This window comes from Streptomyces sp. NPDC026500 (assembly GCF_055567635.1).
The window spans coordinates 1-19,518 of the sequence record NZ_JBVHQB010000042.1 but is presented as its reverse complement, the minus strand read 5'-3'; the positions used below and the strand labels follow the sequence as shown (position 1 = coordinate 19,518).

At 68.3% G+C, this 19,518-nt stretch carries 20 protein-coding genes and 3 pseudogenes; 10 read left to right on the top strand and 13 right to left on the bottom strand.

The genetic code is table 11. The annotated features are described in order from the left end of the window. The first annotated feature begins 8 nt into the window (after positions 1-8). Complete coding sequence (locus ACZ4N5_RS40905) at positions 9-905, top strand: polysaccharide deacetylase family protein (RefSeq protein WP_467762047.1); 897 nt, start codon at positions 9-11, stop codon at positions 903-905. A 53-nt stretch (positions 906-958) separates the two neighbouring features. Here the strand turns inward: ACZ4N5_RS40905 and istB are convergent, their stop codons facing one another. The 6 genes and pseudogenes from istB to istA all read right to left on the bottom strand — a co-directional run bounded on the left by istB (position 959) and on the right by istA (position 5,308). After that, a complete protein-coding gene (istB, locus tag ACZ4N5_RS40900) occupies positions 959-1,756 on the bottom strand; it encodes an IS21-like element helper ATPase IstB (RefSeq protein WP_467762046.1) in 798 nt (265 codons plus the stop codon). Further along, positions 1,753-2,397 (bottom strand): Mu transposase domain-containing protein, encoded by a 645-nt coding sequence (locus ACZ4N5_RS40895; protein ID WP_467762068.1) that lies wholly within the window; start codon positions 2,395-2,397, stop codon positions 1,753-1,755. Before ACZ4N5_RS40895 ends, istB begins: the two co-directional genes overlap by 4 nt. A gap of 38 nt (positions 2,398-2,435) precedes the next feature. Beyond that, a complete protein-coding gene (locus tag ACZ4N5_RS40890) occupies positions 2,436-3,023 on the bottom strand; it encodes a DUF4240 domain-containing protein (RefSeq protein WP_467762045.1) in 588 nt (195 codons plus the stop codon). A 12-nt stretch (positions 3,024-3,035) separates the two neighbouring features. After that, entirely contained in the window at positions 3,036-3,743 is a 708-nt protein-coding gene (locus tag ACZ4N5_RS40885) for a tyrosine-type recombinase/integrase (protein ID WP_467762044.1), read from the bottom strand. Between the two features lie 205 nt (positions 3,744-3,948). Beyond that, positions 3,949-4,098, bottom strand: a pseudogene (locus ACZ4N5_RS40880) (site-specific integrase); the annotation flags it as partial. A 25-nt stretch (positions 4,099-4,123) separates the two neighbouring features. Beyond that, on the bottom strand, positions 4,124-5,308 hold the full coding sequence (gene istA, locus ACZ4N5_RS40875; protein ID WP_467762043.1) for an IS21 family transposase: 1,185 nt from the start codon (positions 5,306-5,308) through the stop codon (positions 4,124-4,126). 272 nt (positions 5,309-5,580) lie between these two features. Between istA and ACZ4N5_RS40870 the strand changes: the two genes are divergently transcribed. Both ACZ4N5_RS40870 and ACZ4N5_RS40865 read left to right on the top strand, forming a co-directional pair. After that, positions 5,581-7,002, top strand: a complete 1,422-nt coding sequence (locus tag ACZ4N5_RS40870; protein WP_467762042.1) for a hypothetical protein — start codon at positions 5,581-5,583, stop codon at positions 7,000-7,002. A 394-nt stretch (positions 7,003-7,396) separates the two neighbouring features. After that, positions 7,397-7,558, top strand: coding sequence for a hypothetical protein (locus ACZ4N5_RS40865; protein ID WP_467762041.1), 162 nt, complete (start codon positions 7,397-7,399; stop codon positions 7,556-7,558). 244 nt (positions 7,559-7,802) lie between these two features. Here ACZ4N5_RS40865 and ACZ4N5_RS40860 read toward each other — a convergent pair. Both ACZ4N5_RS40860 and ACZ4N5_RS40855 read right to left on the bottom strand, forming a co-directional pair. Beyond that, positions 7,803-7,961: pseudogene (locus ACZ4N5_RS40860) on the bottom strand (IS110 family transposase); the annotation flags it as partial. A gap of 430 nt (positions 7,962-8,391) precedes the next feature. Beyond that, on the bottom strand, positions 8,392-9,534 hold the full coding sequence (locus ACZ4N5_RS40855) for a Fic family protein (RefSeq protein ID WP_467762040.1): 1,143 nt from the start codon (positions 9,532-9,534) through the stop codon (positions 8,392-8,394). Between the two features lie 127 nt (positions 9,535-9,661). Here ACZ4N5_RS40855 and ACZ4N5_RS40850 point away from each other — a divergent pair, with 127 nt between their 5' ends. Further along, the gene (locus tag ACZ4N5_RS40850; RefSeq protein WP_467762039.1) at positions 9,662-10,075 is read left to right on the top strand and encodes a hypothetical protein; all 414 of its coding nucleotides are present in this window, start codon (positions 9,662-9,664) and stop codon (positions 10,073-10,075) included. 2 nt (positions 10,076-10,077) lie between these two features. Here the strand turns inward: ACZ4N5_RS40850 and ACZ4N5_RS40845 are convergent. Then, positions 10,078-10,323: pseudogene (locus ACZ4N5_RS40845) on the bottom strand (transposase); the annotation flags it as partial. Between the two features lie 27 nt (positions 10,324-10,350). Next, entirely contained in the window at positions 10,351-10,959 is a 609-nt protein-coding gene (locus ACZ4N5_RS40840) for a transposase (RefSeq protein ID WP_467762038.1), read from the bottom strand. Between the two features lie 226 nt (positions 10,960-11,185). On the opposite strand from ACZ4N5_RS40840, the gene ACZ4N5_RS40835 reads away from it, so the two are divergent. Continuing rightward, complete coding sequence (locus ACZ4N5_RS40835; RefSeq protein ID WP_261703017.1) at positions 11,186-11,344, top strand: hypothetical protein; 159 nt, start codon at positions 11,186-11,188, stop codon at positions 11,342-11,344. Beyond that, the gene (locus ACZ4N5_RS40830) at positions 11,341-12,378 is read left to right on the top strand and encodes an NUDIX hydrolase (RefSeq protein WP_467762037.1); all 1,038 of its coding nucleotides are present in this window, start codon (positions 11,341-11,343) and stop codon (positions 12,376-12,378) included. Before ACZ4N5_RS40835 ends, ACZ4N5_RS40830 begins: the two co-directional genes overlap by 4 nt. 184 nt (positions 12,379-12,562) lie before the next feature. Here the strand turns inward: ACZ4N5_RS40830 and ACZ4N5_RS40825 are convergent, their stop codons facing one another. Then, entirely contained in the window at positions 12,563-13,918 is a 1,356-nt protein-coding gene (locus tag ACZ4N5_RS40825) for a M20/M25/M40 family metallo-hydrolase (protein ID WP_467762036.1), read from the bottom strand. 175 nt (positions 13,919-14,093) lie between these two features. On the opposite strand from ACZ4N5_RS40825, the gene ACZ4N5_RS40820 reads away from it, so the two are divergent. Continuing rightward, complete coding sequence (locus tag ACZ4N5_RS40820; RefSeq protein ID WP_467762035.1) at positions 14,094-15,356, top strand: geranylgeranyl reductase family protein; 1,263 nt, start codon at positions 14,094-14,096, stop codon at positions 15,354-15,356. Positions 15,357-15,449: 93 nt separating this feature from the next. Here ACZ4N5_RS40820 and ACZ4N5_RS40815 read toward each other — a convergent pair whose 3' ends face one another. Next, positions 15,450-15,899 carry a nitroreductase family deazaflavin-dependent oxidoreductase gene (locus ACZ4N5_RS40815; protein WP_261703013.1) on the bottom strand — a complete coding sequence of 150 codons (450 nt, stop codon included), beginning with the start codon at positions 15,897-15,899 and terminating at the stop codon, positions 15,450-15,452. A 229-nt stretch (positions 15,900-16,128) separates the two neighbouring features. Between ACZ4N5_RS40815 and ACZ4N5_RS40810 the strand changes: the two genes are divergently transcribed. The 3 genes from ACZ4N5_RS40810 to ACZ4N5_RS40800 all read left to right on the top strand — a co-directional run bounded on the left by ACZ4N5_RS40810 (position 16,129) and on the right by ACZ4N5_RS40800 (position 19,062). Beyond that, positions 16,129-16,857, top strand: a complete 729-nt coding sequence (locus tag ACZ4N5_RS40810) for a TetR/AcrR family transcriptional regulator (protein WP_467762034.1) — start codon at positions 16,129-16,131, stop codon at positions 16,855-16,857. 307 nt (positions 16,858-17,164) lie between these two features. Then, positions 17,165-18,400: a sensor histidine kinase gene (locus ACZ4N5_RS40805; protein ID WP_467762033.1), complete on the top strand. Its 1,236-nt coding sequence runs from the start codon at positions 17,165-17,167 to the stop codon at positions 18,398-18,400. Further along, positions 18,397-19,062, top strand: coding sequence for a response regulator transcription factor (locus tag ACZ4N5_RS40800; protein ID WP_467762032.1), 666 nt, complete (start codon positions 18,397-18,399; stop codon positions 19,060-19,062). The genes ACZ4N5_RS40805 and ACZ4N5_RS40800 overlap by 4 nt, the downstream gene beginning before the upstream one ends. Here the strand turns inward: ACZ4N5_RS40800 and ACZ4N5_RS40795 are convergent. After that, positions 19,023-19,358, bottom strand: coding sequence for a DUF6332 family protein (locus ACZ4N5_RS40795; protein ID WP_467762031.1), 336 nt, complete (start codon positions 19,356-19,358; stop codon positions 19,023-19,025). The genes ACZ4N5_RS40800 and ACZ4N5_RS40795 overlap by 40 nt on opposite strands. Positions 19,359-19,518: the final 160 nt, after the last annotated feature.

The following is a 19,518-nucleotide window of genomic DNA, read 5'->3' as shown; positions in this document are numbered from 1 at the left end:
CTGCGGGCATGGATGAAGTCAGTGTTCCTGCGGCCGTTGTGTCTGCGGAGCAGTCGAGTGAGTTGCTGGGGTATCCGCCTGATGCTCGGTTGCTGATCGTCAACTGCGATGACTTCGGGATGTATCCAGCGATCAACGCCGCGGTGATCGAGTCGGTCGAAGAGGGCATCGCCACCTCGTGCAGCCTGATGGTCCCGTGTCCTGGGGCGCCGCAGGCTATGAAACTGCTCAGCCGACGGCCGCCGATCCCGTTCGGGATCCACCTCACTCTGGTATGCGAGATGCCCGACATCCCGTGGGGGCCACTGGTCGCCAAAGAACGAGTTCCCTCACTGCTGGACCCTACAGGCGAGCTGTTCGCGCCGACACCTGTCGGCCGGGCGGCCTTGCTCGCCCAGGCTCGGCTCGATGAGATCGAACTTGAGTTCCGCGCCCAGATCGATGCCGTCGCCGACGCTGGGCTCACGCCGACCCATCTGGACTTCCATTGCCTGGCTGATGGCGGCCGTGACGACATCCTCGACCTGACCGTGGTGCTGGCAGCGGAGTACGGCCTCGCGGTCCGGGTCTGGCTCGAACCCGGGCGCCAGGCAATGCGGAGACGCGGGCTGCCGGTCACCGACAATGACTTCCTGGACAGCTTCTCCCTCGACATTGAAGGCAAGGCGGCCCGATACGCTCAGATGCTGCGTGACCTGCCTGCCGGGCTCAATGAATGGGCGGTGCATCCCAGTCTGGGCGACACGGAGTCGCAGGCCGTCGACGGTGGCTGGCCCGTGCGCCGGACGGACTACGAGTTCCTGACATCGCCACAGGCCCGTGAGGTTCTCCAGCAGGAAGACATAGACGTGATCGACTACCGGATGATTCAGCGAGTCTGGTCCCAGAGCGTCCGCCCTCGATGACTGACCGGGCCCGTCGTCCCTGCGGACGCGGGCCGCTGAGCTGACTCTGGAGGTCAGCTTGCGACGGCCGGTTGTTCGGCCCGCGCGCGGGTGGTGGCCAGGCGGTAGGAATCGGTGCCGGTCTCGATGATGGTGCCGTTGAAGGTGAGGCGGTCGACGATGGCCGCGCAGAGACGGGGATCCGTAAAGGTCTTGGTCCAGCCGCCGAAAGACTCATTGGAGGCGATGGCGACGCTGTTCTTCTCCTCGCGCTCGGTCAGGACCTGGAACAGCAGTTCGGCGCCGTGCCGGTCCAGCTCCATGTAGCCGAGCTCGTCGATGCACAAAAGATCGACGCGGCCGTAGCGGGCGATGGTCTTGTTCAGTTGCTTCTCGTCGGCGGCCTCGACCAGCTCGTTCACCAACTTCGTGGCGAGCGTGTAGCGGACACGGTAGCCCTTCATCGCGGCCTCGGTGCCCGGGGCGATGAGCATGTGGGACTTACCGGTGCCAGAGTCGCCGATCAGGCAGAGGGGCTGGCTCTTCTTGATCCATTCGCAGCTGGCGAGGGTGTGGACGGTGGCCGCGTCGATATTCGGGTTGGCGTCGAAGTCGAAGGCCCGGATCGACTTCTCCCGGGGGAAGCCCGCTGCCTTGATCCGTCGTTCCGAACGGCGACGGGCCCGGTCGTCGCACTCGGTCATCAGCAGCTCGGCGAGGAAGCCGCGGTAGGTCATCTGGTCCTTGATCGCCCGGTCGGCGATCTCGTTGAACTCGTTGCGGATCGACGGCAGCCGCAGCAGGCGGCAGGCAGTGTCGATCGCGGCGTCGGCGGCCTGCTCGGTCAAGCCTCGCTGGCGGGGCAGGGTCACGGTGTTTCTCCCTCACAGTGGTCGCTTCCGCTGGTGCGGCAGCGTCGGAGCAGTTGGTCATAGGGGGTCACCGACGGCAGCGGCCTGGTGTCCGGCGGGAGGTGCGCGAGACGCCACTCGTGCAGCGATGTGACGGTGGCCGGCGTCTGCCCAGAAACCGCCGGCATCGATGCGCCGATGGTTGACTCGTCATCTGCCTGGGCGGCCTTGCGGGCCTCCAGGGCGACCGCGTCGGCGGTCAGAGCGCCGGCCCGCAGCGCGATGGCCAGGCCGGCGACCACGTGTTCGTGGGCGAGGTGCCGGTTCAACAGCAGGACCTCGATCAACGCCCGGGTGCCGTCCCGCTCACCGTGGACCTTACGGGCCTGGGCCCACCAGGCGTCGTGGACCGGGGTGAACTTGCCCGCTGACCGCGCCTGTTCCAGCGCCGTGGCACCGGGGAAGGCGCCCGGCTTGCGGATGAGGGCTTCGAGGTAGTGATCCAGGTCCAGGCGGCAGCTGCCCTTGGCGATCAGCCTCTCGTGGCGAGCCACCTCAACGTTCCTGTCATAAACCACCAGGTGAGAGGCGTGCAGCACCACCCGCACCCGCTTGCCGATCAGCCGGGTCGGGACCGAGTAGCGGTTGGTGCGGACGACGATCTGTTCTCTGAACTTGGCGGCGAAGGGGTCCGGTGAGCTCAGGCCTCGCTGTGCTCAAGGAAGAGGCGGGCCAGTCCGGGGAGACGGGCCTGCATTTCCGAGGCGTCGTCGAAATCGAAGCTCTCGCCCATATCGGCCGGCGCCTGGTCGGTGCGGGGTCCGCAGAACTGGTCGTAGTCGTCGTAGAAGGTGCAGTCGTCTTCGTCGCCGTTGATGCGCTCGTAGGCGTAGGAGGCCGCGTAGTTGACGGTTTCGTTGAACAGCGACTCGTCGCTGCCTTCGGCCGCCGCAGCGATGACGTCTGGATGCTGGGCGAGAACATCGGGTGCGGTGGCGGCCCGCTCGTACCACTGTCGGCCCTGCGCAATCAGTCCGGCACGGAAGTCCATGAAGGCGTCGTCGGAGCATCCTCCACCGATCAGATAGCCAGCAGCCCACATGTCCCAGCGGTAGATCGCCCCGTGCAACTGATCGAAGCACTGCTGGTATTCGAGGATCGTCTGCTTCGAGGTCGCCGCAAGCCGCTCGACCATGGCCGATGCGAACGCTTGGCCCGGGTCTCCGGAGGCCGAAGCGGCGTCGGTGCGTGCTGTTTCGATGACGGTCCAGAAGTCGTCGATGTTCATGGCCGCACCCTCTCACCTGCCCCTGACATCCGACTTCGGGGGTTGGTTGTGGGGGGTCGGCATGGGGAGGTCAACGGTTCGCGGAGCCCGCCGGTCGATCTGGGCGAGCTTGTCGTTCGCTCCCGCGAGGGTGGTCTGCAGCCCTTCAACCTCGCCGAGCCAGCCCTCTCGCTCGGCCTCGGCGATGCGGGCGATGATGTTGTCGCGGATGTCGACGATCCGGGCTCGTTGGGCCGGGTCGGGCCAGTGCATCGAGCATCGCAGGCAGGCGTTCTCATGAATGCAAGGAGTTGAGAAGGCCCGTCCGCAGAGGCCGGTGGCGACCTTGCGCCGTTCGAAGTGGCCGAGGAACTCCTCCCATTCGGCGTCGGTCGGGGTGCGGTATTCCTCGCTGGGACGCAGTGCCCGGCGGCGGGCCAGGAACGCCAGGTGGGACTTGATGGACTCCTCCGGATAGACGGCCTCGTAGCCGATGGTGACGCTGATGTCCTGGTGGCCGGCGATGACCTGGGCGATATGCGGTGGCAGCCCGTTCATGATGGCGTCGGTGATGAAGATCCTTCGGAAGTCGTGCGGCGTGCAGTGCAGTGGTGTGCCGTCGGCGTCGACGAGCCCGGTCCGGGTCAGGGCTTGGTCGAGCAAAGTGGAGATGCGTTCGCGGCCGATCCGGTGCGGTTCGGCGCCGACACGGTGCTGGAACAGCAACGGGGCCGGGTCCATCCAGACCAGCTCGTGGTAGTCGCGGCGCGCGGATCAGCGGTACTGCGCCGTCGGCGCCGCGGATCCGGCAGATGATCGTCGACAGCACATCGGCCTGTGCCCGCACCGAGGCCGCGAACGGAACCCCCGACGGCTTCATCACCCCAGCGTCCTCGCGGCGCCAATGCTGACGGACCGGCTTGCCGACGATCAGCAGCCATCTGCAGAAGTCCCGCGCCTCCACGCGCGTCGCGCGGTCCCACGAGATACCGACCGCCCACAGGAACCGGAACCACCGGAGAAGGTCCATCCCGTAGGAGCGAACCGTTGCTGCGCTGCGGCCGGCCGCTTGCAGATCACGGAAGTATGCGCTCACCGAGTCGACCGGAGTCCCGTCGCGGTCAAGCAGGCGAAACGGCTCCCACGGATCGCCGGTCGCCACGAGCGAGCCGACGGCCGAAACGGCCAGGGACGCGAGATCCCGCTGCGACACCTCGTCTGTCGTCACGGGGAGCGACCGTAGACCAAGAGGCCCAGACATGTCTCCTGAACTGCGAAAACGGTCCCGGTAGCTCAGTCAACATGAGGCTGTAACGGTCGACCCGCGGCGTGAACAGCCGGCCCGTCTCGAACGGATCCTCCGGCAGCGGCATCAGCAACGGCTGTTCGACGACGAAGTACTCATCGACGGTCCGCGGCCGTGCCCCGATCCTCCGGTGCCCGTCGTGCAGGTCCCACTGGTCAACCATCTCGTTCAGCTCGGCGAGGGAGTCGACTTCCGGGACCGGTGTGAAGTGGTTGCGGCGGAAGTAGCCGATCATCCCTTCGACTCCGCCCTTCTCGTGGGCGCCTTCGATGCCGGGGCGGCAGTAGAAGCTCTCGATGTTGAAGTGCGAGCGGAAGGCGATCCACCGGTCGGTCTCCACCCGGGCCCGGTTCAGGCCCAGCACTTGGGCGACGGCCGACTTCAGGTTGTCGTAGCGGATCTTGGTCCGGGGAACACCGCCCAGCGCGCGCAGTGCGTGCACGTGCCCTTCGAAGAAGGCTTCCTGACCGCAGGAGGCGAAGACCCGGTGGACGGCCTTGCCCGAGTAGGACAGACGGAGCGAGAACAGGTAGCAGGTCACCAGTTCGCCGGCCAGGCGCACGGTCACGTCGCCGAAGTCGACCTCCGCCTCGTGGCCCGGCAGGTGGGTCTGCGGCACGAACGCTTCCGCCAGGGCCTTGCCCGAGGCCGCGAGGATCTCCGGCTTGCGGTCGGAGACGTAGCGCCGGACCATCTGGTAGGACACGTCAGCGCCGTGCTCCTCGATGAGCCGGTGGAAGATCCGCGTGATCGTATGGCGCTGCTTGCGCGGCGCGTCGAGGTCCGTCCGCAGCATCTCGTCGATTGCCGGTTTGTATGGATCTAGCGCAGTCCGCCGCGGCGGCAGCTTCTTCCGCGGCTCCGGCCAGACGGAGTCCACGGCCTTCTTGACTGTCCGCCACGACACGTTGTGCTTGCGCTCAAGCTCGCGCATCTTCATGCCGGCCCGGTGATCACGCCGGATCGCCGCGTACAGCTCGACCTTGGACATCTGCGGCATGGCCAGGACCTTTCACCGGGAGCACCTCGATGCTGCCCTGGCAAGTACCCCAGCGCTGTCAAAACTCGTGAACATCACCCGACCGTGGATCTGGGTGCCTCCCAAACCCGTGAACAATCGACGGCACTACTCGTGAATAAAGCCATGCCGCCGGCGCCCCTGCGCCGGGCAGAGTGCCCGGCTCTGTGTACAGGAGAGCGCAGTGCACGTGCCTCCTGCAGGAACCCGCGTGGATGAAATCTCTCCGAACCGACCGCGTGGGGGAGGGATCAGTGAAGTACAGGCTGAACGACAAGCAACTCGAGCTGCTCAAAAAGGTAGCGGCCGTACCGAAAGCATTCGACGCGACCGGTGCACACAGCGGTGTTCTGTGGGCGCTTCGGCAACGGACTCTGGTGACGACCAGCTGGGCAACGGGGCGCCAGGTAGTGACGCTCACAGCCGACGGCCGCTTCTACCTCAAGCACGGCAAGCACCCCAAAGAAGTGGAGGAGGAGAAGCAGCGGCTGAAGAACGATCCCGCCCAAGCCGCTCTCGTACCGGCTGACGGGCCCGAGCTCCTCACCCGGATCCGCGAGTCCAACGGCACGATCACCGTGCCGGGCCCCGGCCCCAAGACACGCGCACGCTGGCGCGCCGCCTATTACCACGCTCTGCACCACGGCCACGTCCCCGAAGACTGCAAGCTGCGCTTCAACGGCCGGGACAAGGGCGACGTGGTCCTACGGCTCCTGGACGAAGCCGCGCTCAAGGCCGCTGAACCGCCCGTCATTCCTGCTGTCGAGGTCCCTGACCAGCTCCCGACGAAGCCACACGCCCTGATCACCCGCACGCTCGAGGCACTGGGACGCTCGAAGACCGCGGTGGACACCCGCGACCGCGCCGACATTGTCCCGGTCCACGTCTCCCGCCGCCTTGCCGACCGGGCCCTGCGCATCGCCCACGCACTCATCACCGAAGCCGAACGACGGGGCTACGAGGTCACCACCGTCATCAGCCACCACCGTGGCGAGGAATCACACCAGCTGGTGGTCCGCATCGGAATCCACGAATACCCCTGGGAGATTACGGAACGCACGGCCAAAGTCCCCCACGAGCCCACCCCTCAAGAGCTCCGGGATCACGAGAAGCACTCCTGGAACCGCATCCCCAAGTACGACCACAATCCCAATGGCCAGCTCATGATCGCTTCGCCGCACCGCGACGCCTACTACAGGCCGTCCTACAGCCACGCGGACGGCGCCAGATGGGTGCTGGAAGACCGGCTCGGCCAGTTCCTGCGTGACCTGGAAGAACGCGCCGAACGCGCCGAGGAACAACGCCTTGCCGCAGAGCAGGCAGAAGCAGCGCGCAGACGGAACTGGTACAGCACCCTCCGAAAGGCCCGGGAGGCGCAGATCACCCAGCACCGCAGCGTGATCATTGCCGAACAGGCCAAGAACTGGCGCCTGGCAGAAGACATCCGCGCGTTCTGCGCCGCCGCCCGTCAGGCGGACAGCGCGGCAGACTGGGTGCAATGGGCTGAGCAGTACGCGACGTCGATCGACCCGCTCGCCCACCCCCTCACTGCACCTGCCGACCCGCCGGCCACACAACAAGCCCTGCAGGAATACTTCGGGCGTGATCCCTACGCCCACGCATGGCCGTTCGACAAGACCGGTCAGTGGACCCTGGCCGCCGACACTGCGGATTAGGGATGTTCAGCCGTCGGCGGCTTGTGTCGCCGGGACCGGGCGCCCCGCACCCCCACCCCGCAGAAGAGACCAGAGCCGCGCTTCAACCATCGGCACGCGCGCTCACACCCAGCCGATGCTTGGCGTCCGCAGCACGGAGGACGTCCAACTGCTCCGCGTGGAGCTTGCCGGGCCAAGCCTTGGCGTTGGTGTGCGGGTTCTTGCCTGCAACGTCGGCCCATCCCGCCTTCGTGCCGGTATCCGCTACCGGCACAGGGGCCCTGGCCTGGCGATATGCATCCGACAGCCGCCCCACGGCGATAGGGACAGCTCCGTCGGCGGCAGCGCAGGACGCAGCCGCCGGCCAGCTGGTCAGCGCTGGGAGGGAGCCTCGGGGAGTGTTCGGCGGGTCAGGGTGTACTACACGGCGAGCGTCACCGCCCTCGCGTTCTTCGGCCCCCTCGGTGAGTCCACGACCGCAGTCCTGGACCAGTTCGACCCACGTGAACTCGCGGTCATCACCCGCTTCACCGAAACCATCGCCCACGCGATGAACACTCACGTCGAACAGGTATGAACGTCCCGCCACACCGACCCCAGCGGATCCGCAGCTCCATAGCGTTCAGGACCAGACCGAGCGTGCTGGTCTTGCCGTCCGGGTACGCCTGGACAGTGCCGCGCTTGCCGTGGCGCACATCCTGGGCGAGCCGTGCCGCGATTTCTGCACGGTGAGCGGCCGGTTCATCTGACGGCGGTAGGTGTCGTCGACCGGGTCGACCACGATCCGGCAGCGCGCTTCTTGCGCGTGCTGCGCTGTACAAACCGAACTTCGCGGCCAGCTTGTCGAAGACGGTCCGCAGCTTCGGCTCACTGTTGGGCAACTGCTTGTCGAAGACCTTCTTGCCGGCCCGGGTCAGCCCATGGCCGTGGTGGGCACTCTTGCCGACGTCCAGGCCGAGGAAGACGCCCACGTCGTCGATGTCGTAAAACCCATCCTCCTGAACCGGGTTCGTGCGGTGCTGGCCAGGGCGTTGGCGTCGTATGCGCGCATCCACGTTGTGCAGACCTGCCGCCCGCGGGATGCCGGGCATTGCGCCAGACCAGGCGGTGGTCAGACCTCTCATCAGCGTCTCCAACGGCGTCTCTCGGGCCCGGTGACACCGCCCCCCAGGTCATCCGTTCGACAGGGGGACACAGTCATGCCGGGCCCGGAGGCCAGCGGCCCTCTTGCAAGACCACGGAAAACATAACGGGGGCACGCACCCAGGAGCGGGTTCAGGCAGTCGCGTTGGTCTTCGCTGATCCGGGCGGGCCGCTGCTGGACGATATCGAAGGAGACCACGGCGGTCAGGGCCGTCTTGTGGACGTCATCGCCGCAGTTCGATCAGCCCGAGTCCAGCTGCCTTGGTGTTATGCGGTGGCGTAGGGGTTGATGATGCGGTGCGGTCGGCGTGAGGTCGCCATGACGTTCTGCGGGAAGCGGGGGCCGGCGACGTAGTGGCGGCCCTTCGTCTGCCCGATCGCGGTGAGGACGTCGGCCTTCGTGAGGGCCTGCAGGTCCCGGGTTGCCTGCTGGGTGTTGATCGCTTCCTGCCGCTCGTAGCGCGAGCGGCGTACCCGGCCCACCATCGCGACCTCGTGGAGGGCGGTCACTTGCCGCTCGCTGATCCCGTTGGTGTCGGCGTGCTCCATCAGCTCGATCCAGACCTGGTTCGAGCGGTCGACCCGGTGCTGCACCCGCTGCGCCTGCTCGTGGTAGGCGCGCAGGTTGAACTTGATCCAGGGCAGGGTGTCGCGTTCGGGCGAGTACACAGGGCCGCCGACCTCGCGGAGCACCTTGTAGTACTCCCAGGTGTTGCCGGGCATCCCGAGCCATTCCTCGATCGAGGAGAACTCAGGTGCGAGAACGCCGCCGCGGGCAATCAGCAGGGTCTGCAGGGAACGGGACATACGGCCGTTCCCGTCGGACCACGGATGGATCTTCACCAGGTTCAGGTGCGCCATCGCCGCCCGGATCAGGACGTGCGCTTCGGTGTCGCCGTCATTAAGCCAGTCCACCAGCTCGGCCATCAAGCCGGGCACGAGATCCTGGTCGGGTCCGTCGTAGTCGGTGGCGAGCTCGTCACCGGGCGCGGTGATCCGGATCGAGGTCTTACGCCACTGCCCGGCGGTGCGCAGCGGGTGGTGGTGGCCCTGGAGCATCCAGTGCAACGCGTTGAGGAGTTCCTTGCTGTACCGGAAGTCGGCGACGTCGTGGAGGGACTGGATGTACGTCATCGCCTGCTGGTAGGCGAGGGTCTCCGCCTTGTTCTCCTCGCTGGCGTCGACCTCACGCTCCCCGTCCATCAGGTCGGCGACGTCCTTCGCGTCAACCTGATAGCCCTCGATCGTGTTCGACGCCGCGATCGCGCTCGCGGTCAGCGCCTTACGCAGATCCTGAGTCCACTTCATCGGCGCCTGCTGCACCGCGTCACGCAGGTGCTCGCGCAGGCCGTCCACCTCGTGCAGAACCTTGAGGTCCGCGGCGTCGAGCGCGGGAGTCTTATACAGCATGACTCAATGATACCAGCCACCTATCATTCCGGTAGGAGTCGAGAGCGCTGACCACGCCAACCTGCAGAGACGCAGGCAGGTTCGTCTGCCGTACAAGCCACCGATCACCGCTACCGCGTTGCGGGCGGTGACTCAGAAGTTCGGCATCGGCTCCGCCGAGACGCTGCGCAACTGGTTCAGGCGGGACGAGATCGATTCCGGGCAGCGTCCGGGGACGACCACGGAAGAGGCCGCGGCGATGAAGACGCTGAAGAAGGAGACCGCCGAGCTGAAGCGGGCCAACGAGATCCTGAGGGCTGCGGCCTTAGATTCAACCGGTCAAGGCAACGCTCTCGGCTGGTGTGCGGAATCCCAGGCACTTGCGCGGACGGTTGTTGAGCTTCGCCGCGATGGCGTCAAGATCGTCCTGGCTGAACGTCGACAGGTTCGTGCCTTTGGGCAGGTACTGCCGGAGCAGCATGTTGGTGTTCTCGTTGGTGCCACGTTGCCAGGGGCTGCGAAGAACACGTCGACACTGGTGTCGGCGGTGAGCCGTTTGTGAGCTGCTAGTTCCATGCCGCGATCCCAGGTCAGCGTGCTGCGTAGTCGGGGGTCCATGCGTTTGTAGGTCTCGGTCAGAGCGGGAACGACCACGATGGTGTGGCGGCTGGCGAGTTTCACGACCGTGAGGAACCGCGATTTCCGGTCGACCAGCGTGGCGATCTGGCTGTTGTTCGAGCCGATCACCAGATCGCCTTCCAGGTGCCCGGACTCGCTGCGGTCCTCCGCCGCCTGGGGCCGCTCCTCGATCGGTCGGGCATCGGTGATCTGTGAGCGCTACTGCCCTTTCACTGTGTGGTGCTTGTTCTTCCGGATCGGGCGGCCGGTTCGCAGGCGCTTGCACAGCTCGCGGGGGATCACCTTCCATCGGGTAGTGTAGACCGATCGGTAGATCGTCTCGTGGCTGATCTCCATCGCCGGGTCGTCACCGTGATGCAGACGCAGGTGGCCGGCGATCTGTTCCGGCGACCACTCCTCCTTCAGCAGGGTCAGCACCGTCTGCCTCAGTGCGGGCCTGCGGGCGAGCAGGCACTGCTTCGGGCGCCGGGCGCGGTCAAGTGCCCGTTTCTGCGCGGCGATCGCCCGGTAGACATCGCGTCCGCCGTTGTTGCTGACTTCACGGCTGATCGTCGACACCGCACGCCCCAGGAGGCCGGCGATGGCCCGGTAGGACTCTCCGGCACACAGCCCCCGCGAGATCTCCTCCCGCTCGCCCACGGTCAAGCTTCCGACGCGCGCTTTGCGGGGTCCGGGAGCGATCCCTCCGTGATGCTTGAGGACAGTGAACACCGAGCCGGGCGGCTTACCGATCTGCCTCGAGATGACGCTGGTCGACTCCCCGGCTCTCCACCGCCGCCACAAATCGGCCTTCATCTCGTCCGGCATGCCTGGCCGACCCATTCTCGCCACGTAAACCGTCCTCAACCAGCACTGTTGCTCTGACCGGTTGAATCTAAGTCTCCAGGGCTTTGAATCAGTCCTGAGGCTACCCACGGCCTTCCAGACCTACCTCGACTCCCGCAACCTCAGCTGGGAATGCTGGTGGCGACAAGGCAAGTAAGCCGACGGTTGAAGATTCCCGACAGAGTCGCTCAGTGAGGTAACGGTCACGATGGAGGAGCGGATCGTGGTGTACCTCCAGCGGGTGTGGGAGAAGGAAGTAGTGGGCGCGGGCCTGTGGACTCCTTCTTTTCCCGCGCCGCTCTCAGATGACCTTGTGAAAGCGGCTCCGCCGCTGTTCAGCGGCCTTGAAGTCTTGGAGTACGAATGATCCTCTGGATCAACGGTGCGTTCGGTGCGGGGAAGACCACCACCGCACGGGAACTGATCGAGCTGATCCCGAACAGCACGCTCTTCGACCCCCAGGTCGTCGAGGGCACACTCACGCAACTGCTCCCGGCCAAGCACCTCGCCGAGGTCGGCGACTTCCAGGACCTGCCGATCTGGCGTCGGCTCGTGGTCGACACCGCGGCCGCCATGCTCGCCGAGCTCGGCGGCGTCCTCGTCGTCCCCATGACCCTGCTGCGCCAGGAGTACCGTGACGAGATCTTCGGCGGGCTCGCCGCACGCCGGATTCCCGTACGGCATGTGCTCCTCGCCCCGGCGGAAACGATCCTGCGTGAGCGAATAGCCGGGCGCGAGGTGCCACCGGACCTGCCTGACGGCGAGATGCGCGTGCGCCAGTGGTCCTACGACCACATCGAGCCCTACCGGGCCGCGCTCGCCTGGCTCACCGCCGACGCCCACCCCGTGGACACCAGCGCGCTCACCCCGTACGACACCGCCCTGCGCGTCGCCGAAGCCGTACGTACCGGGGAGGCACCCGTGTGCGCCATCGTGCAGACACCCGAACCCACCGCCGAGACGGTCGCCGCCGGTGTGCTCCTCTTCGACGACAGCGACCGCGTCCTGCTCGTCGACCCGACGTACAAGGCCGGCTGGGAGTTCCCCGGCGGGGTCGTCGAGGCCGGCGAGGCCCCGGCCCGAGCCGGTATGCGCGAGGTCACCGAGGAGACCGGCATCACCCTCGACGAGGTGCCCGCGCTCCTCGTCGTCGACTGGGAATCGCCCGCACCCCCCGGCTACGGAGGTCTTCGGCTCCTGTTCGACGGCGGACACCTCGACGAACAGGCCGTCCGGGGACTCCTGCTTCCCGGACCGGAACTGCGCGGCTGGCGCTTCGTGACCGAACAGGAGGCGGCCGACCTGCTGCCGCCCGTGCGCTACGAACGGCTCCGCTGGGCCCTGCGGGCCCGCGAGCGCGGCGCGGCGCTGTACCTGGAGGCCGGGGTGCCGCTCGGCTGACGCCGAGACCTCCTCGACGCGGCCCCGGCCCGTACAACGGACGCGTACGGACTGCCGGCTGACCCGGCGCCCGCACCGCCGCCGCGCGTGGACGCTTCGGGAGGGCTTTTCCGTCGCGATGAAGAGCCGGACACGGCGAGGGCCCACGCCTGGTGGCGTGGGCCCTCGCCGTGGACGCGGACGATCAGCTCGCCGCGTAGTTCTGGAGGAACAGCGCCTCCGCGACCGACAGACGCTCCAACTCGTCCGGCGAGACGCTCTCGTTCACCGCGTGGATCTGCGCCTCCGGCTCGCTCAGGCCGATGAGCAGGATCTCCGTCTGCGGGTACAGCGAGGCCAGTGTGTTGCACAGCGGGATCGAGCCGCCCATGCCCGCCGACTGCATCTCCTGGCCCGGGTAGGCGACCGCCATGGCCTCGGCCATCGACGCGTACGCGGGGCTGGACGTGTCGGCGCGGAACGCCTGGCCCTGCCCGATCCGCTCGGTGCTCACCCGTGCGCCCCACGGCGTGTGCGCCTCGATGTGCGCCTCGAGCAGCTTCGTCGCCTCGACCGCGTCGACGCCCGGCGGCACCCGCAGGCTGATCAGCGCACGGGCACCGGCCTGCACCGACGGCGTCGCGCCGACGACCGGCGGGCAGTCGATGCCGAGCACCGTGACGGCCGGACGCGCCCAGACCCGGTCGGCGACCGTGCCGGAGCCGATCAGCTCCACCCCGTCGAGCACCTTGGCGTCCTCACGGAACGCCTGGTCCTCGTACTGCAGGCCGTCCCACACGGAGTCGCCCGCCAGGCCGTCCACCGTCGTCGAACCGTCCTTCGCCCGCAGCGAGTCCAGTACGCGGATCAGCGCCGCCAGCGCGTCGGGCGCCGCACCGCCGAACTGCCCCGAGTGCAGGTTCCCTTCGAGGGTGTCCACCTGCACCCGCACGAGGGTCATGCCGCGCAGGGTCGCGGTGACCGTCGGCAGGCCCACCCGGAAGTTGCCGGCGTCGCCGATGACGATGGTGTCGGCGGTCAGCAACTCCGGGTGCTGCTCGGCGTACCGCTCCAGACCGCCGGTGCCCTGCTCCTCCGAACCCTCGACGATGACCTTGACGTGCACCGGAATGCCGCCGTTCGCCTTCAGGGCGCGCAGCGCCAGCAGGTGCATGACGAAGCCGCCCTTGCAGTCGGCGCTGCCCCGCCCGTACCAGCGGCCGTCGCGCTCCACCAGCTCGAACGGGGGCGTCGTCCAGGCCGCCTCGTCCAGCGGCGGCTGCACGTCGTAGTGCGCGTACAGCAGAACCGTCTTGGCGCCCTCGGGTCCCGGCAGGAAGCCGTACACCGACTGGGTGCCGTCCGGGGTGTCGAGCAGCGCCACGTCCTGGAAGCCCTCGGAGCGCAGCGCGTCGGCGATCCAGTTCGCGGCGCCCTCGCCCTCGCTCCTCGGATACTGGTCGAAGTCCGCCACCGACTTGAAGGCCACCAGCTCGGTGAGCTCCGCCTTGGCCCGGGGCATGAGCGAGGCGACGGTCTCGGCGACCGGATTCGACGACATGGGCACGCTCCTCGTAGGTGCGACGTTGTACGTGTGTGTACAGATGATCGGTGATGCGTACTGGTGTGCAGGACGCATCCGTTGCCGATCCTCCCACAGCGGCCTGCGGCGACGCCCGCCGTAGGATGCGGGGGACAGGTGCGGCAGACGGCTGGACTGGGAGCAGTAGACCAACGTGAGCAGCGAGAACTCTTCGGCGGACGACGAGCGGCGTGCGGCGGACGACGGACAGCGGGTGTGGGACGTCGTGGTCGTCGGTGGAGGGCCGGCGGGTGCCTCGGCCGCGTATGCGGCAGCGGTCGCGGGACGCAGCGTCCTGCTGCTGGAAAAAGCCGAACTGCCCCGGTACAAGACATGCGGCGGCGGCATCATCGGCCCCTCGCGCGACTCGCTGCCCCCCGGCTTCGAACTGCCGTTCAGAGACCGGGTGCACGCGGTCACCTTCTCGATGGACGGCAAGTTCGCCCGCACCCGGCGGTCCCGGCACATGCTGTTCGGGCTGATCAACCGCCCGGAGTTCGACCAGCAACTCGTCGAGTTCGCGCAGAAGGCGGGCGCCGAACTGCGTACGGGTGCCATGGTCTCGCGCGTCGAGCAGCACGGGTCCGCGGTGCCGGACCGGCGCACCGTCGCCGTGGTCCTGCAGGGCGGTGAGACCGTCCTGGCGCGGGCGGTGGTCGGCGCCGACGGCAGTGCCGGCCGGATAGGAGCACACGTCGGGGTGAAGCTCGACCAGGTCGATCTCGGCCTGGAGGCCGAGATCCCGGTGCCGGAGACGGTGGCCGAGGACTGGCAGGGGCGCGTCCTGATCGACTGGGGCCCCATGCCCGGCAGTTACGGGTGGGTCTTCCCGAAGGGGGACACGCTCACGGTCGGCGTGATCTCCGCACGAGGTGAAGGCGCCGCCACCAAGCGGTACTTGGAGGACTTCATCGCCCGACTCGGCCTCGCCGGCTTCGAACCGGCGATCTCCTCGGGTCATTTGACGCGCTGCCGTGCCGACGACTCGCCGCTCTCGCGCGGCCGGGTGCTCGTCTGCGGCGACGCGGCGGGACTGCTCGAACCCTGGACCCGGGAGGGCATCTCGTTCGCGCTGCGCTCCGGGCGGCTCGCGGGAGAGTGGGCGGTGCGGATCGCCGAGGCGCACGACGCGGTGGACGCCCGACGGCAGGCCCTGAACTACGCCTTCGCGATCAAGGCGGGACTCGGCGTCGAGATGAGCGTCGGCAAGCGCCTGCTCGCGGCCTTCGAGCGTCGTCCCGGCATGTTCCACGCGGGGCTCACCGGCCTGCGCCCGGTGTGGAAGGCCTTCACCGGGATCACCCGCGGTTCCACCACGCTCGGCGAGATCATCCGCTCCCACCCGATGGTCGGACGTGCCCTGACCACACTCGATCGCCGTTCGGACGGGCCGGAGGCGGTCGAGGGGGAGCAGTAGGAGCAGTGGCGGACGGGGCGCCGTCGGGCTGCATCCGCTCGTGGGCCGTGAATGCGGCCCGTAGGGGCGGAGGAGCAACGGCCGTGGCGGCCGTCAGCTCTTGACGGTGATCCGGAAGACCGGGTGGTCGGGAGCGATGCGCCGCAGCTCCTCGTCGGACGAGTCGGGGCCCACGCCGCCGAAGAACACACCGACCTCGGCCTTCCAGCGCTTGAGGTAGGCGCGCAGCAGCGAGACCTTGTCGTCGTCGGCGACCTCGACGGCGGTGAAGGTGTCGACCTTCTTGCCGAGGCGCAGCTCGCCCCCGCCGGCCGCCCGCATGTTGTGCGTCCACTGGACATGGCCGCGGGGGGCGACGAGGTACTGCTCGCCGTCCACGGTGAGCAGATTGACCGGGGTCGTCCGCCACTCGCCGCTCTTGCGGCCCCGGACGGCCAGGACGCGAGAGCCCCAGACGCTGAGGCCACGCCTGGTGATCCAGGCCACGGCGCGGTTGAAGACGTTGACGGTGAACCAGCCCGGCTTCTGGACGTGTGTGGACACGGTGACCCCTCGTTGCATGTGATGAGAGCGCCGATCTTTTTTGTGAGCACTGCTCTCGCTTGAGAAGAGTCTGCATCGGATCGGTGATCCAATGCAAGAGCAGCGCTCTCGTTTTTGTGCGCCGCTCTCGTTCATGCCGGGTCGCTGATCGCTGACGGGAGCGGTGATCTATTTTTAGATCGCTGCTCTCCTTTGTGTGCACTGCTCTGAACGTGGGACACTGCTCTGTATGAGTACCGCGCGAGGGGCACGTGCCCGAGCCAGGATCGAGGTCACCGCGGCCATCAAGGACGAGGCGCGCAAACAGCTCGCCGCGGAGGGCGCCGCCAAGCTCTCGCTGCGGGCCGTGGCCCGTGAGCTGGGGATGGTGTCCTCCGCGCTCTACCGCTACTTCCCGAGCCGGGACGACCTGCTGACCGCTCTCATCATCGACGCCTACGACTCCCTCGGCGAGGCGGCCGAGTCCGCGCACGCCGAGGTCGCCGCCGCAGGTCCCCGTGAGCGCTGGATCGCCGTGTGCACGGCGGCGCGGCGCTGGGCGCTGGAGCATCCGCACGAGTACGCGCTCATCTACGGTTCCCCCGTGCCCGGGTACACCGCGCCGCAGGAGACCGTTCCGGCCGCCTCCCGGGTCGGCCTGCTCCTGATCGGCGTCGTCCGGGACGCGTATCGGGGTAAGGGCGTGGCCCGCACACCCCTGCCCGCGGAACTGAAGACCGAGGCGCAGCGGATGTCCGCCGATCTCGCGCCCGATCTGCCGCCCGAGGTGATCGTGGCGCTGGTGGCATCGTGGGCGCAGCTCTACGGGCTGATCGGGTTCGAACTGTTCGGGCAGTTCAACCGGGTCGTGGAGGACCGCGAGCCGTTCTTCCGGCATGCCGTGGAGAGGCTCGCGCACGACGTGGGGCTCGTGTACCCGGAGCCGACCGCGGCCGTCGGCGGGCCGCCTTCCTCGTAGGCCCGGTCGCAACCGCTCCGTACGGCCTCGAGGAACCGTCCGCCGTACTCGGCACCCGGACGCCGCACGCGTACGCCGCGCCCGGACGCCGCACGCGTACGCCGCGCCCGTACGCCGCGCCCGTACGCCGCGCCCGTACGCCGCACGCGTACGGCGCGCCCGTGCTCGGCACCCGTACGCCGCGCCCGTATTCCCACTCGCACTCCCATCCGTCTCCGCACTCCGCACCCGTACTCCGCGGGGAGTACGGGTGATCACCTCGCCCGGCGGACGCCGCCGCCGTGGTCGGCCGTCTAGCGTGACGGTCATGGAAGAGCAGCACACGCCCACGGCCCCGACGTGGGGCGGTCCACCGGGGTGGCGGCACGGGCCGCCCGGGTGGAACCGCTGGAACGACGAGGAGCGCCGCGCGCGATGGCCGTGGCGTTCCACGTTGCTGCTGACCGCCTTCGTGCTCATCGGCTCCAACTTCGCCGCCCACGCCCAGCACGGCGACCGGCTCGCCCTCGACTTCTTCTCCCGGGCGCTCCTTCTGGTGTGTTCCGGTCTGCTGCTCTGGCGGCAGCGGTACCCCGTGTTCGTCGCGTTCGGCACGGCGGCGGTCGCCCTGGTCTACGTGGCCGCGGGATATCCGTACGGGCCGGTCTTCCTCCCTGTCGCGGTCGGCTGCTTCAGCGCCGTGGTGGCCGGGCATCGCAGGGCGGCCTGGGCGGCGCTGGGCCTGCTGTGGGCAGGGCATCTCGTTGTCTCCCACTGGCTGTACCGCCGGCTGCCCCCGACGGGCGACCACCCTCCCTCCTGGATGCAGGAGATCGGCATCGCCACCTGGGTCGTGGCGGTGGTGGCGCTTTCGGAGCTGGTGCGCGCGCGCCGTGAGCAGTGGAGCCGTGACAGGGCGGAGCGCGCGCAGGCCGCCCGGCGACGCGCGGACGAGGAACGGCTGCGGATCGCCCGCGAACTGCACGACGTGCTGGCGCACAGCATCTCGGTGATCAATGTCCAGGCAGGCGTCGGCCTCGCGCTCCTCGACTCCGACCCCGAACAGGCCCGCACGGCGCTCACCACCATCAAGGCGGCCAGCAAGGAAGCGCTCGGAGAGGTCCGCCAAGTGCTCGACACCCTGCGCGCGCCGGGCGAGGCGCCACGCGCGCCCGCCCCCGGGCTCGACCGGCTCCCCGAACTGGTCGAGCAGGCGGCGAGCGCCGGTCTGACGGTCGAGATCGAGGGTGAGGTCCCGACACCGGCACCGGGCACCGATCTGGCCGCGTTCCGCATCATCCAGGAGGCGCTCACCAACGTCGTACGGCATTCGGGGTCGCGCCGCGCGCGGGTGCGGCTCGATCACGCTGAGGGCACGCTGCGCCTGCGGATCGACGACGACGGGCCGGCCACCGGTGCGGACGCGGGCGGGAGCGGCAACGGGCTCGCGGGCATGCGGGAGCGTGCGGCCGCGCTGGGTGGCACGATCGAGGCGGGTCCGCGAGACGACGGAGGGTTCCGGGTGCTGGCCGTACTGCCGTGGAAGGTCAAGGAGGACCGGTGATCCGCGTATTGCTCGCCGACGACCAGTCACTGGTCAGGGCAGGCTTCAAGGCGCTGCTCGACGCGCAGCCGGACATCGAGGTGGCGGGAGAGGCCGCCGACGGCGAGGAGGCGGTGCGCACGGTCCGTGAACTGCGCCCCGACGTCGTCCTGATGGACATCCGGATGCCCCTCCTCGACGGCCTCGCCGCCACGCGCCGCATCACCGGCGATCCGGACCTCGGGGACGTCAAGGTGGTCATGCTCACCACCTTCGAGCTCGACGAGTACGTCTTCGAGGCCATCCGCTCCGGAGCCTCCGGCTTTCTGGTCAAGGACACCGAGCCCGACGAACTGCTGCGTGCGGTACGGGCGGTGGTCGAGGGTGATGCCCTGCTGTCGCCCGGGGTGACGCGTCGGCTGATCTCCGAGTTCGCGGCCCGTTCCAAGGCGCCCGAGTCCGTCGCGTCCCTCGCCGAACTCACCGAGCGGGAAAGGGAGGTGATGGCGCTCGTCGGCATCGGCCTCTCGAACGACGAGATCGCCCGCCGCCTTGTCGTCAGCCCGCTCACGGCCAAGACCCATGTCAGCCGGACGATGGTGAAGCTCGGGGCTCGCGACCGGGCCCAACTGGTCGTGCTCGCCTATGAGTCGGGGTTGGTGCGGCCGGGCTGGCTGGGCTGAGGCGCGGCAGCCTCGTGGTGGAAGCGGAACAGCACGGTCGCCACCCGTAGCGCGAAGAGGACGGCGGCCAAGGCGCCGCCAGAGGTGACCAGTGCCCGTACCGCGCCGGACGACAGGTCCAGGAAGAGGGCGGGCCCGGTGACGACCCCGAAGGCGACCGCCGCCACGAACGCGGCGCTGGCCAGGGCGTATCCGATCTCCACGGTGACCGCGTCCCGCCGCGCCTGGGCACGCCGTGCGTGCGTCTCATCCGCCGAGACGCGGTAACTGTCCCTGTTCTCACCGTTGTTGCTCATCCGTCGAGTCAACAGGTGCGCGCCCGGCGGGGCAAGAACCCCGCCGGGCGCGCGCGTCGGAGGTCCCCTAGTAGTGCCTGGTCAGGTCGGTTGGAGTGGTGCGTGTCCTTGGGGCCTGATGTGGCGTTGAGGGTGTGTGACTCCGGACGAGATTGCTGTG

Excerpts from the sequence above, each read along its gene's own strand:
- ACZ4N5_RS40905 (WP_467762047.1), top strand. The coding sequence starts at position 9 with ATGGATGAAGTCAGTGTTCCTGCGGCCGTTGTGTCTGCGGAGCAGTCG.
- ACZ4N5_RS40890 (WP_467762045.1), bottom strand. The coding sequence starts at position 3,023 with ATGAACATCGACGACTTCTGGACCGTCATCGAAACAGCACGCACCGAC.
- ACZ4N5_RS40885 (WP_467762044.1), bottom strand. The coding sequence starts at position 3,743 with ATGGACCCGGCCCCGTTGCTGTTCCAGCACCGTGTCGGCGCCGAACCG.
- istA (WP_467762043.1), bottom strand. The coding sequence starts at position 5,308 with ATGCCGCAGATGTCCAAGGTCGAGCTGTACGCGGCGATCCGGCGTGAT.
- ACZ4N5_RS40855 (WP_467762040.1), bottom strand. The coding sequence starts at position 9,534 with ATGCTGTATAAGACTCCCGCGCTCGACGCCGCGGACCTCAAGGTTCTG.
- ACZ4N5_RS40840 (WP_467762038.1), bottom strand. The coding sequence starts at position 10,959 with ATGCCGGACGAGATGAAGGCCGATTTGTGGCGGCGGTGGAGAGCCGGG.
- ACZ4N5_RS40835 (WP_261703017.1), top strand. The coding sequence starts at position 11,186 with ATGGAGGAGCGGATCGTGGTGTACCTCCAGCGGGTGTGGGAGAAGGAA.
- ACZ4N5_RS40830 (WP_467762037.1), top strand. The coding sequence starts at position 11,341 with ATGATCCTCTGGATCAACGGTGCGTTCGGTGCGGGGAAGACCACCACC.
- ACZ4N5_RS40825 (WP_467762036.1), bottom strand. The coding sequence starts at position 13,918 with ATGTCGTCGAATCCGGTCGCCGAGACCGTCGCCTCGCTCATGCCCCGG.
- ACZ4N5_RS40810 (WP_467762034.1), top strand. The coding sequence starts at position 16,129 with ATGAGTACCGCGCGAGGGGCACGTGCCCGAGCCAGGATCGAGGTCACC.
- ACZ4N5_RS40805 (WP_467762033.1), top strand. The coding sequence starts at position 17,165 with ATGGAAGAGCAGCACACGCCCACGGCCCCGACGTGGGGCGGTCCACCG.
- ACZ4N5_RS40795 (WP_467762031.1), bottom strand. The coding sequence starts at position 19,358 with ATGAGCAACAACGGTGAGAACAGGGACAGTTACCGCGTCTCGGCGGAT.